Consider the following 12,612-nt stretch of genomic DNA (forward strand, 5'->3'; position numbering starts at 1 on the left):
GCCTCACCCCCTCCGGCGTCGAAGCCGCAAACCGCACCCACCGCCGCCCCCCGTCCCACTCGCTGTGAAAATCGACCCGCCCCAGCGGATACCCGCCGAAAGTCAGCGAATCCATCCCCAGATCCGCCGTAAACTGCAACTCGCCCAGCGCCGCCACCAACTGCGCCTCACCCCCCAGGCGCCCCCCGACGCTATAACCCTGCCTTTCGACCAACTGCGTCAGCGGCGCCATGTCGAAATTCCGCATCCGCACCCGCAGCGTATCCTCTTCCGAAGCGGAAGCGCGGCCGTCCACCGCCAGCTCCTGCCCCCCGCCCCAGAGCCGGAACCGGCGGAAGTCGATCCCCAGCGAGTCCAGCACCACGTGGCTCGGCGCGATATACCACAGCTGCCCCCCCACCGAGAAGGTGGTCGGGTACAGCGCCACGTCCATCTGCGGCAGCCCCGCTGCCGTGCGGGAAAAGGTCGTGCCGGTGCTGATCAGGGCGTGCGAGCCGTTCTTCGGATTGCGGAACCGCGTGGCCAGCGAAATGCGGTTGTCCCGGATGCCCCCGATCACGGAGAGGTTCGGCAGGTCCGCCAGCCCGATCCCGAATTGGTCGGCCGAAGCGTAGATCGACACCGAATCCCCCTGGTTGCGGCACTCCACCGACAGGTTGCCGACATAGAGGTTCCGCCGCAGGATGTAGTCCGATTTGGCGCTCAGACTGAAGTCGTTGCGGTAGGGGTTGAACAGGAAGGCTAACGACGAGCCCCGGGCGATCTCCAGCCCCGGCACGAAGATCGCCGCCACGTTGTTGGCCTCCTTGACGTTTACCTTGACTAAGTAGTAGCCGTCGTCGAAAACCGTGGCCGCCGTATCGGCCGGAAGATGTCCGGCAGCACTCTGCTCTCGGCCGGTGCCGGCCGAAGCTGCCGGCATCGACGGCAGGTATTGCCGGATCGACTGTCCGAAAAACCGGAAGATATGGCTGTAGCCGCTGTTTCCCCGCAGCTCGATGTCGGCGAAGTCCGACCGCATCGTCACCCGCTTGCTGCGCTCGGTGTTCTGCGCCTCCAGCCGGATCGCTCCCGTCCGGACGGTGTCGATGTGGTTCACATAGCTCAGGCTGTCGATCGTCGCCGTGCCGTTGATGTCGTCCAGCGTCGTACCCGTGGCGTGCGCACGGAAGCGCATCGCCAGCCTCGACACTTCGTCGCGCCGGTTCAGCTTCAGCGCCGCCAGATCCGCCCGGCGCAGATCCATCTCGAAATTGTAGGCCGGCACCTCCCCGCTCAGATCGAACCGTCCGTCGGTCACGAAGTCCAAGTTCGGGTCTGCCGAACTGATCTGTCCGGTGAAGGTCTTGCCGGCGAAGCGGCCGTTCATCCGGATACCGCCGTAGCTGTATTCCTTGAAATCCAGCCGGTCGACTGTCGCATCGGTGGTCAGGGTCAGCTCGCCGGGCCGTGCCTCGGCATCCACCCCCGCCGAAAACGATACGGCCCCCAGAGCAGGCACCGCCAACAGCTGTCCCAATCCGAAATCGGTCGTCCGGACTTGTCCCAAGAAGCGGATCGCCCCTTTTTGCGCTGCCGGCATGAACTGCAGGCGCCCCTCGACTGTCCCCTGGCCGGTGGTCAGCTTCCCGGTGGCCGTAAAGTCTTTCAGCAGGCCGTCGAAGGTGCCCGAAAAGCCGATCCGCCCGGCCCGCTCCAACCAGGGCCGCAGATGAGCCCCGGATTGGTTTCCCGACAGGTCGGCATAGGTGGCCAGAATATCCCGTGCCTCCGTTTCCAACCGTTCCAGCTTCATCCGGAACCAGGCTTGTTCCATGTCCGGCAGCCCCGTGATGTCGAACTCCGCGTCCAGCAGCGTCCCTCCCGCGCGGGCGTTCCAGATCCGTCCTTCGAGTGCCGCAATGGGCCCTTCGATCTCCGCCCCCTCGAAGCTGACGGCTGTGTGGATGGCCCCGGGCCGGCGCGAGAATGCCGCGATCGTGCGGTAAGCCAGCGACGACGGTTCGATCTCCGCTTTCAGCCGGACGCGGTGCGTGAAGTCCCTGAAATCGGCCCAGTCGTCGTAGAGCAGGTCGAGCCGCCGGAACTGGAGTATCGACAGGGGGGTCTCGATGCGCAGGTCGGCCAGCCGCAGGCCGGTGGCTCCCACGGTTGTCGCCCCGGTAGCGAGGTGTTGCAGCCGGAATCCGCTCTTTTCCCTGAAGTCGAGGTGTTCGATCCGGCACGCCGCGGAATCGCCTGCCACGGCAATCCCCCGGGCCTGGAAGTGGATGTTTTGCAGGCCGAGGTCGCGGAAATTGACGCCCCGTTCCCGCACGGGCGGATCGAATTGCCGGAAGGTGAAGTCGACGCCGACGAGGTTCAGCTCCCGCGCCGAAAGCCGCAGGGCGATCTGACGGGGCTTTTTCGGCCGGAACCGTTCGGTGACGCGTTTGAGGTTGGTGATGCCTGCCGAGTCGCTGACGATATGCAGCACGCCGTCCGAAAGCGATACGGTGCCGAGGGCTATTTTCCCGGTGAAGAAGTCGATCCCGTCGATTCCGGCGCTGAGCTTGCCGGCGTAGAGCAGCGTATCCTGCGGCGAAACTGGGTCTTGGATGTAGATGCCTTCCAAAACGGCGCGGTTGAAGAAGGCGATGTCCACGCGGTCGATCGAGATGACGGTGCCTCCCTTTTCCGAGAGCCAGGCCGTGAGCTGTCTGACCGCAAAGTTCTGTATGAAGCCGATCTGCAGCAGCAATCCCGCGAGGATAGGCAGGGCCACTCCTGCGATCACCGCGGAGGAGAGCACTGTCAAGAGCAGTCTGAATGTCTTTTTTACGATACGGAAGGTCACCGGCCGGAGATTGTATTTGCGCTGCGTCGTCCGCTGTCCTGCAAGCCGGGACTGACACTGCTTTGCAAATTTAGCACTAATTCCGGGACGGTCTGCCGGGGCGGCCCGATTTTTCGTGTTCGGCCTTTGCTGCGTGTCGCGCCCGGCTTTTCGTCCGCCGGATCGAGGCTCCGGGCCTTTCAAAAAGCGAATGCCGCACGGGAATGAACCGTGCGGCATAATTGTGTAAAAATCCGGTCTCCGGACGAGTGTCTTACGGCACCAAAGCCCCCATCCCCGATGCCGCGCTCCATCCGAACCGCGTGCGGTAAGCCTCCAACGAGAGCGGTGTCGAACTCCGCGGCAGGTAGCACGACAGTCCGCAATGCGTATTCACCCGGATCTCGTCGAACAGCCACGGCGTAGCGGCCGCATAGACCACCACTTCTTGCAAAGCCGTCTCGAAAGCGGACACTCCCGCCGGTTCGTACATGCCCCATGTCTGCCGGACGAAATCTTCCAGATCGTAGAACGTCCGGTCGAATCCCATCGCGCTCCGCCCGTACTGCTGTCCGGCATACGAGATGCCGGCTTCCGGCAGCCCCGCCTGGCACAGTGCCTTGACCGAAGCCGCCAGTTCCGGCAGCCGGTCGCACCGAACCACTCCGACCGTCGCGCTCCGCCATGCTCCGGTCTGTGTGTCGTAATAGTCGAAAAACTCGCGCCCGATCGCCTCTACATCGGCCTGCGGCTCGAACATCGGCGCGATGATTTTCCGGTAAGGGAATCCCGCTGCCAGTGTCTCCGCCGCCGATGCGATCAGGTAGTGTGTCTGGTCTTTCAATTCCCACGCCGTTTCGATGCAGGCCATGTGGCAGGCATCGAACAGGATGAAGTCGAATACCGTCCCTGCCGGCAAAGCCTGGGCCATGGCGTCGATCTCCATCTCGCTGTTCCCGTGGCTGTTGCTTTGTCCGAACGAATAGCCGACGGCGGCATTCCCCGTCCACTGCGGATCTGACACCTCGGCCCGGACGCTGCTCCCGATGAGTTTGGACGGTGCATGCTCGGCATGGTCAAGCCCGCCCGCCGGAACGGCCGATTTCAACGGCTGTCCCATCCCTTTCGGAATCCACCCTGATCCGTGCGACCAGAAAACTAAGGCGTAGCTTTCCGCCGGGGCCAAGGCCATGGCATCGGCGATCACTTGTCGCATCACTGCCGGGTCGCACGGGTCGATGTCCCGGCCGTAGGTCTTGAGCACCCGGCTGGCGATCGCGCTGGTCTGATCGCGGGTGATCAGCAGCAGCCGGGGGCTGGGGTCGAAGTCTTCTCCGCTGCCGGAGGCCACCGGATGCAGGTAGACGACCATGTGTCCGTCGAGGTCGTCGTTCCAGGCGGCTTCCATGTCGTTGATGTTGTTCTCGGCGTATGGGTAGAGGTTGTTGTCGGCCACCATGTATTCGATCACTGTCCGGTGTTTTTTTGCCACGGGCGGCTCTGGCCCCGGTTCGTCGGTGCACGAGACGGTCCCGATGGCGATTGCCGGCAGGCCTAACAGTAGGGTGAATAACTTTTTCATATCATTTTATAACTGACACAAATATATGTTTATTTTTCGGGAAAACGGCCTGGCTGCGGCAGGTCGCTGCGCGGCTGCCTGTCCCTGTGCTGCGATTCTGACGATAACAACTAACGGTAATGTTAATTACGCGTTTCCTTGCTTTTTTATTGTAGGTTTATTTAGCACTGTACCGTACGGGACTGTCGCTTTCTTGAAAGAAAGCGACGCAAAGAACTTTTGAGATAGCTGCGCTACTCCTTAGGCTCCGCAGTCCTCTTGCATTGCGTTTTCTTTGGGCCGGGCAATAGACCGCTCTACTGCTCCTCAGTTCGACCTCGCGCCCACCCCCCGAGCGGCTTCGCCGCTGGGCGCTGAGGTCGGCGATCCGAAGGATCGCAATATGAAGAGCGGTCTATTGCTCCCGGCCCAAGAGAATCGAAGACAAGGGTACCCGGCAGGCTCAAGAGATGCGCAAGCATCTCAAAAAGTTTGGCTTTGCCTTCCTCCTGGCGCCTCGGCCATTCGAGCAAGCTCGACGGCGCTCGGCTGCTGCGTCGGTTTTCTGGTTCTCTTTGTTCACAACCGAGCAGCGTTTCGAGAGCAGAGGCCGCTGGCGGACTATGCCGAGATAGCGCGAGGAAAACGAACGGAGCGAAGTTAAAGAGAACAGTTCCCTCTCAGAGACACGTACAATAAAACCTACGATAAGGAGAAGCCCCGTCATATCTGCGACAGGAAAAGCCCCTGCGAAGGATCGTCCGGATCGTAATCGAAGCCGTCCGCCTTGCGCGCCTCCCACACCCGCATGTAATCCGGCTTCACCTCGAACGGCGGGCGGTTGATGAACGCCAGCGAACGCGCCTCCTCATGGAAGATATCCGTACAGACAGCCCGGATCGGCTCGATGATCTCCTGCTGCTCGACCCGGATCAGCGTATTCAGCGCGATATTGTACTCGTGCCGCACCCGGTCGGCCGAAAATCCCGTCGAATACTCCATACCGCTCAGTGTACGGAACCAGCTGTGAGCCACAATGATGTCCGACACAGCCTGGTCGTGGAGCGACTTCCAGTCGCCGTCGCTGGCGGTGGTGATCGGCACGAAACGGGTCGTGTCATTGTCGATGCCATTCTTCACTAAGAACATCACCTGCCCGGGCTTGCCGGCAAAGCGTTCTTCGGCCAGCCGGGCGATCTCGGCCGCCTCCTGCTCGGAGTCCGTGTCGCCGTCGAGCACCATCACCCCGGAAGGCTGAAAGGCATTGTCGAGCCGCGAGAGATTCCAGCGGTCGGTCTTCCAGACGATGGCCGAAGCGCCCAAACCCGCGATGTACTTCGGTACGCCGTAATGTTCAAACATCGGCTCGTAATCCTTGTAGTGGACAACCGCGCGCAGAGTGCCGTCCGCCTGCTCTGCGAACGCGGGGTAGAGCGGAAGTGTCACGGCCTCAGTGGGCCGGTACTGGCGCCAGTCGTGGTGCAGGATGATGTGGTCGCCGTCGCGCGAGAGCCGGCAGCGGGTGGCGTCCTGATGGTAGAGGGAAAGAAAACTCCGCGCCGGATCGGTGACGATCTCCAAAAAAGCGTTGCCTAACAGGCAGCGGTCGAGGGCGATGCGCTGGATCACGGTGCGCAGGCTTTGGCCCTGGCCGTTGGCTTCTTTCAGCAGGGAGGCGGTACGGGGGCTGCCGTCGTCGACCGTAAGGCCGCTGCCGCTGATATAATCGGCTTTGTCGTTGATGATGCGCCGGTGGATGGTAGAGCTGCGCGAGAGGGCGGCCAGGGCTTCGGGCAATCGGTTGTCGGTGCCCCACCGCCAGACGTCGCGGCGGACGACGGCTGTTACGGGCCTGATCCCGAGAGGAACGGCCTGGCCAACGACGAAGAGCCTGTTTTTCAGATTCGTATGGTTTTTCATAAACAAGTTTTTGTGATGGAGAGACGAAAGGTGTGGTCGTTCCGTCTGCCTCTGCGGACGGAACGCTTTTCTGCGGATTGTCCGTGGAAAAGGGGCTGTACGGAATTTTTGCTGAACGGGGGTGCGGTGCTGGGACTTTGCCTGGCGTCGGTGCCGAAAATTACCGTAGGTTTTTATGGCCTTGCGCCGGGTGCCGCTCTTTTCGATAATCGCTTCTATCCGGCGAGGCATTTGTTCTTTATAAAAAACTTTTTTGCATGCCCTCCTGCCGGGCGGGTACTTTTCTTTAACCGCCTCGATCCGGCGGGGCTTCTACTTTCTTTGCCACCAAAGAACCGAGCAGCGTACCGAGAGCAGAGACCGCTTGCGGGCTATGCCGAGGCAGCGCGAGGAAGACTGCAGGTCAAAGTAGACAAAGAACCGACGCAGCAGCCGAGTGCCATCGAGCTTGCTCGAATGGCCGAGGCGCCAGGAGGAAGGCGAAGCCAAAGTGCCTCCAGCCGGTTTCGCCTTGTCGGGAGTCCGCGCGTCCTGCGCGGCTCCCTCAAGGCAAAACACGACGCTTCCGGAAATGTTTTCACGCTCGGAGAAAAACGGTTCGGCAGTGATCTTCCTATGTCGGGCCGCAGCCTCCCGCAGCGGAGGCCCGCAATTTCTCTTCGTTCATTGCGCTCTCCGCAGGCTGCGACCCGAGGCATACAGGTGAAACTCCGGTTTGCAGAACCGGGCGGGCCGACGCCACCCCGGACGGAGGCCCGGTGCCGCTCGGCACACGAGCCGGGCTGGAACTACCCTAAACGGCCCCGCTGGCTCCGGCCCGAGCGCAAGTAATAAGAAAAAGCATCCCCGGAAGCGTTGCTCTTGAGATCAGTGTCTTCCTTAATTGCGGGTAGACACGGCAGACCCGGGAATGCCGTGTTTTGACTTGAGAAGCCCGTGCGGGTGCGCGGGCTTCGACAAGGCGAAACCGATTCCCGGTGACTTCTTTGCTTCCTTTGACCTGCGGTCTTCCTCGCGCTACCTCGGCATAGCCCGCAAGCGGTCTCTGCCCTCGGTACGCTGCTCGGTTCTTGGTCATCCAAGAAAGTAAATGCCCCCGCGGCATGAGCGGTGAAGAGAAAACAAAAAGCCCGCCCGGCATGAGGACAACGAAAAAAAAGTCCCGCAGATCAGTATCCGCGTCAGCGCCGTCAGCGTACCGGCACCTCCGAATAAGAAGCCACGATCAGCTCCGGCAGCAGATAGTCACAGCCCGCCATGAACGTCGCCCGCTGCCGGTTCTCCATCTGATCCGGATTGTACCACATCGACACCTCCGAGCCCGGAAAATCCGACGTATTGACCGCCACCGCCAAGTTGCGGCTGTCAGTCAGGATCGCCCACGACACCGGCAGATCGCCTACAGCCGACAGATACCCGTCCGCCTGAATATCCACCACCGGGATGCCCCGGAACGAAAGACGGTCGATGCCATTGATCTTGGCCGCCCGCACACTGTCGAGCGAACCGCTGAGCAGCCCCTCCTCGTAATTTTCCGCCACATCGCGCGTCACCAACAGCACCAGACGGCCGTCAGCCTTCATCGAACGCAGCTCGGCCGGAGCCGCCGCATACATCGCCCGGAACAGCTTTTCGGCATTCCCGGCCGTCGCCATCGACGTCATTTCGACCTTCTTCACATCATCCACCGCAGTGCCGGTATCCTCGATCAGCCGTTTGAAAAAGCCGTCAAACGTGTTGAAGCCGCTCGTGCGTTCCGTGTCGCCGACCCACATCGTGGCCCGCACCGATTCCGCGATCGCCTCGCGGAACAGAGCCGTCTCAGCCTCTTCCAACTCGGTGCCGGAAAGGTCGCCGAGATTGACCTCCGGACGGCCCACGATCCGTTCGTAGACCATCGAGAAGTAGTCCTCGGCGGCATAGCCCATTTCGGCCTTCACCTTGTGCAACTCGATGACTTTCTGATACTTGTCCGAATCGGCGCTCCCGCTCCAACCGGCACTGTATTTTTGAAGCAGGTCGGTGCCGCGCTTCCAGAAGTTGAGCGTGGTCGGCACAGGCATGTTGTACATCATACGGATGCCGAGATCCAGGGCGTCCGGTCCGGTCAGCAGCGGCCGGAAAAAGACGGTTTCGAGTTCGTTACCGGTGTAGTTTTTGGGGTTAGAGATAATTTTTCCCATTTTTTGATTGATTTTTTCATTATTTTCCATCCGGCAGTCAGCGCCGGAGGGAAAGATTGTTAATAATTTGTTGATAAGTATCCGGGAGTGATTCCCGGCCGAGGCGCTGTTGAAAATTCTACATGACGGTTTTTCGCGCCGGCAGACCTTTTAGGTGTGTCGTCGATCGGTTTCTGCTGCCGGGCCGGAACCTGTCAGGCCGGAGCCAAGGTGGCGCGGGCGCCGAAAATGAACGGCAGGGTCAATCGTCGATGCCGGTTGGGTTTCCGTTTTCCGGGATCATGCCCGATGCTTTTGGCGGGCTGGAACTCTTTCTGCCACAGCGATTCCCGCTTGCCGGGATTATGCCCCGACATCTTCGGCGGGCCGGAATCCTTTCTGCCACAGCGATTCCCGCTTGCCGGGATTATGCCCCGATATTTTCGGCAGGCCGGAATCCTTTCTGCAACAGCGGTTTCCGTTTTCCGGAATCATGCCCCGACACCTTCAGCGGGTCGGAACCTTTTCTGCAACAGTGTTTTCCGCTTTCCGGGATCATGCCCCGACACCTTCGGCGAGCCGGAACCCTCTCAGCAACAGCGGTTCCTGTTTCCCGGGATCATGCCCGATGCTTTCGGCGGGCCGGAACCTGTCAGGCCGGAATCGAGGTGGCGCGGGCGCCGAAAATGAACGGCAGGGTCAATCGTCGATGCCGGTTGGGTTTCCGTTTCCCGGAATCATGCCCCGACACCTTCGGCGAGTTGGAACCCTCTCTGCCACAGCGTTTTCCGTTTACAGGATAATGCCTCCGATGCACCGGCGGGGCGTCGAGGCCCCTAAGCCCGAAGCCGGAGCGTAGTCGGGAAACTCCTCCCGGTGAGCCTCCACATATTCCACCGCATAGCGCAGGAATGTACGCGCGTCGCGCAGTGCCTGCCGCGACAGCAGCTGCCACTCCTGCGGTGTGGCGGCCCGGAGGGTGGTGCGTGTCGTGCTGCCCGTGCCCGTATTCTCGCTCCGTCCCGTCGTGGCCGTCGTCACGTTCCGGGTGGTCACGTCGCTCAGCTCGGAGCTGTCCTTGGCGGAACCGGTGTCCGTCCCGGTCACCTCCTGCGTGCCGTTACCGCTTTCCGTGCGGCTGACGTTCGTCCCGTCCTCCTGCGAGACGGTGGTGTCATCCGTAGTCTTTTTATTGACCGTGGACTGTTCGGTGGCGCTCTTTTCTGTCACGGTCACCGAGATCGAGGGGTCGACCTGCTCCGTGACGCTGCCTTGTGAGGTGGTGTTGTCGCTGTCGGTGACCGTGACGGTCCGCTGGTCTTTGCCTTTCCGGAGGTGGCTTTCGTCGGATGTCTGCGTGGAGGCGGACTGGTTGGTGGTCTTGCGGCTTGTGGTGCCGGAGGTGGTTTTTTCGCTGGCGGTGAGCCGGTTGAGCTCGATCCGCACGGTGTCGGTGCGGTCTTGTCCGTCGTTTTTGGTGGCGGTGGTGGTCTGGGCGCTTTCTTCGGTGGAGGGTCGCACCACGCCGCGGTCGGAGGCGCGCACGGCCAGCTCGCCGATCAGTTCATACCGGATGTAATGGGCCAGGGCGGGTTTGATGTAGGTGCTGACGAAGGGTTCGTATTTTTCCATCCGCATGCTGTGATACATGGCGGGGCCGAATGCGGGACGTATGTAGCGGAGCTGGGCGGCTTCGATGCGGGCGTGGCGCAGGTGAACGGGGTCGATCTGGTCGTCGGGTGAAAAGGCGAGGCCGAGCACTTCTTCGGGTTGGATAAGTTGCATAAGCAAATGTTTTGGTTGGGTGATTCGAGATTTGTTTTTTCGGGTGGGGGCTGGCCGGCGGCAATTCTGCGGTGCCGCAATGACTAAGAATAAATTGTAGGTTTATTTAGCATTGTTCCGTACGGGACTGTCGCTTTCTTGAAAGAAAGCGACGCAAAGAACTTTCAGATAGCTGCGCTACTCCTTAGGCTCCGCAGTCCTCTTGCATTGAGTTTGGTTCGGGGCGCGGGAATCGGGCCGATAATGAGGCTCGTACCTAATCGGCCCGATTCCCCGCACCCCGACAAATCGAAGACCAGGGTACCCGGCAGGCTCAAGAGATGCGCAAGCATCTCAAAAAGTTTTTCTGGTTCTCTTTGTTCACAAAGAGAACAGTACCCTCCCGAACACGTACAATAAAACCTACAGTTAATATACTTAGGTTCCTGTGGCCGGAGCCAGCGGGACCGTTTAGGGTAGTTACAGCCCGGCTCGAGTGCCGAGCGGCATCAGGTCTCCGCCAGGGGTGGCTCCGGCCTGACATAGGAAGATCATTGAGATCAATAGTACTGCTATTTATACTATTTGCGTGCCGTCAGGCACAGCGGGCCGCAGCCTCCCGCAGCGGAGGCCCGCAACTCTTTTATCGCTTGCGCGAAAGTTGCGTTCCCCGCAGGCTGCGGCCTTTTTTATTAACCATAGGTTTTATGGTACGGTTCGGGAGGGAACAGTTCTCTTTAACTTCGCTACGCTTGTTTTCCTCGCGCTACCTCGGCATAGGCCGCAAGCGTCCCTGATTGCAGCATCCCGGGCGCCCGACCCAAACGATTGAGAATCAATATCCCGCGTTTACAGGCAGCCCGAGCAAGAGAAGAGAAAAGGAAGACCTCTACCCCCGCAGAGACTTTTGCCGGTGAAAAATACCCCAGCCCCCTACGGAAGGTACTGCTAAGGTTCTGATTTTCCGCCGCTGCTACGGAAACCGGGTCTTCATTTTCTTGTCCTCGGCGCGCTTTCCCCCGCCGCTTACGCATCCCAGCGACCGAGGACACCGTTCACGCGGAGACTTGACTATTCACTCTCCCCTCAGCTACCCCCCGGCAGTTACAGCCCATGCCGTCAGCCGCTCTGCCGCATCCGCACACCGGGACAAATCGTCAGAGAGAACCCCTCTGCACCAGCGACCAGGCCGGAGCCCCGCACCGTTGGCAAACGAGGAGCAGCCCCGCACTTTGTTAACAGATTGTTAACAATTTGTTCGTAGCCGGACCGCGTCGTTTTCGTAAGCCACCCCATTGCGGGAATATTCCCCATCCGCCCCCACCCCTGCAATCATCTCAGCAGGAAGCACGGCAGGGTCTTCGCGGGCCTGCGTCGCCGAAGCCCGCACAGAGCGGCGGAAACCGTCCGCGTCCCAAAGCCGGCGCGTATCTTCGGAAACAGCTGATGCGGCAGGCAAGGCAGAGGCCGGCACGGCCTGCTGCGGAGATGGCGGCACAGACGGACTTCGGAACAGCCCTCCGATTATTTCGGTCATTTTGTCACGCGCGGCCGTCAGCGGTGAAATCCGGCAGATCCGGTCGGCCAGCCCCGCCGCCACCGCTTCGGCCGCCGAGAGCCATTCGCCCCTCCCCCCGTCCCGGGCCATCAGCTCACGGAACTGTTCCACGGGCCGTCCGGAACGGTCGGCATAGATTTGCGCCAACCGTTCGTCGGTGCGGTTCAGCAACCGGGCCGTGCGCTCGGCGTCGAGGCAATTCCCTTCGAGGGCCGTGGTGGAGTTGTGGATCAGATAAAGCGCGTTCGACGAGACGAACCTGCGGCCCGGCGTTGCGGCCTGCGCGATGACGGTGGCGGCCGACGCGGCATACCCGTGGCATACGGTGGTGATTTCGGCGCCTTCGGCAGCCAGTGCGCACAGGGCCTCGTAGATCGACAGCGCGTCGTTGACATCGCCGCCTGTGGAACGGATGTTGACCCGTATCCGCCGGGCGCCGGAACGGCCTATGCGGTCGATTCGGCTGCGCAGTTCGTCGTAAGCGGCTGCGCGCTGGTCGTCGTTCTCGAATGCCCACCAGCGGGGGATCCCGATAAACCCTTCGATATCGACAGTCAGCCGCCGTCCGCCGCTAATGCGAATTTCTCCGAGTTGTTGCATAATCATTCGTAATTTTAAATAGGTTTTCAGATAAGTTCCTGTTCGGCCCCGCGCCCACACTCGGAGTGCGGTGCCATCGGGCATTCGGCCGGGCCGTAACTAACCCCAACTCCACAGGCTGCGAGCTCGTTATTAACCGTAGGTTTATTTTGCATTGTGCTGTGAGTGACTGTTCTTTCTTTGAAAAGAAAGGCCCCATAGGGGCTTTCCGGGCTGTAATTACCCTAATCCT

At 60.8% G+C, this 12,612-nt stretch carries 6 protein-coding genes and 1 pseudogene; all 7 read right to left on the reverse strand.

The genetic code is table 11. The features are described from left to right. A pseudogene (locus tag Q0Z93_RS07495) lies at positions 1-2,836 on the reverse strand (hypothetical protein); the annotation flags it as partial. Between the two features lie 253 nt (positions 2,837-3,089). Further along, positions 3,090-4,397, reverse strand: coding sequence for a clostripain-related cysteine peptidase (locus Q0Z93_RS07500; protein ID WP_298064288.1), 1,308 nt, complete (start codon positions 4,395-4,397; stop codon positions 3,090-3,092). A 702-nt stretch (positions 4,398-5,099) separates the two neighbouring features. Continuing rightward, a complete protein-coding gene (locus tag Q0Z93_RS07505) occupies positions 5,100-6,296 on the reverse strand; it encodes a phage portal protein (protein WP_298064289.1) in 1,197 nt (398 codons plus the stop codon). A gap of 1,190 nt (positions 6,297-7,486) precedes the next feature. Continuing rightward, positions 7,487-8,479, reverse strand: a complete 993-nt coding sequence (locus Q0Z93_RS07510; RefSeq protein ID WP_298064290.1) for a hypothetical protein — start codon at positions 8,477-8,479, stop codon at positions 7,487-7,489. A gap of 194 nt (positions 8,480-8,673) precedes the next feature. Continuing rightward, positions 8,674-8,835 carry a hypothetical protein gene (locus Q0Z93_RS07515; RefSeq protein WP_298064291.1) on the reverse strand — a complete coding sequence of 54 codons (162 nt, stop codon included), beginning with the start codon at positions 8,833-8,835 and terminating at the stop codon, positions 8,674-8,676. 415 nt (positions 8,836-9,250) lie between these two features. After that, positions 9,251-10,243 (reverse strand): hypothetical protein, encoded by a 993-nt coding sequence (locus Q0Z93_RS07520; RefSeq protein WP_298064292.1) that lies wholly within the window; start codon positions 10,241-10,243, stop codon positions 9,251-9,253. Between the two features lie 1,225 nt (positions 10,244-11,468). Next, positions 11,469-12,380 carry a Clp protease ClpP gene (locus Q0Z93_RS07525; RefSeq protein ID WP_298064293.1) on the reverse strand — a complete coding sequence of 304 codons (912 nt, stop codon included), beginning with the start codon at positions 12,378-12,380 and terminating at the stop codon, positions 11,469-11,471. Between the last annotated feature and the right edge of the window lie 232 nt (positions 12,381-12,612).

The sequence above is a fragment of the uncultured Rikenella sp. genome, assembly GCF_947628055.1.
In the GTDB taxonomy this organism is placed as follows: domain Bacteria; phylum Bacteroidota; class Bacteroidia; order Bacteroidales; family Rikenellaceae; genus Rikenella.

Bases quoted from the DNA above. Each gene is read 5' to 3' on its own strand.
- Q0Z93_RS07520 (WP_298064292.1), bottom strand. From the start codon at position 10,243: ATGCAACTTATCCAACCCGAAGAAGTGCTCGGCCTCGCCTTTTCACCC.
- Q0Z93_RS07505 (WP_298064289.1), bottom strand. From the start codon at position 6,296: ATGAAAAACCATACGAATCTGAAAAACAGGCTCTTCGTCGTTGGCCAG.
- Q0Z93_RS07510 (WP_298064290.1), bottom strand. From the start codon at position 8,479: ATGGGAAAAATTATCTCTAACCCCAAAAACTACACCGGTAACGAACTC.
- Q0Z93_RS07500 (WP_298064288.1), bottom strand. From the start codon at position 4,397: ATGAAAAAGTTATTCACCCTACTGTTAGGCCTGCCGGCAATCGCCATC.
- Q0Z93_RS07525 (WP_298064293.1), bottom strand. From the start codon at position 12,380: ATGCAACAACTCGGAGAAATTCGCATTAGCGGCGGACGGCGGCTGACT.
- Q0Z93_RS07515 (WP_298064291.1), bottom strand. From the start codon at position 8,835: ATGTCGGGGCATAATCCCGGCAAGCGGGAATCGCTGTGGCAGAAAGAG.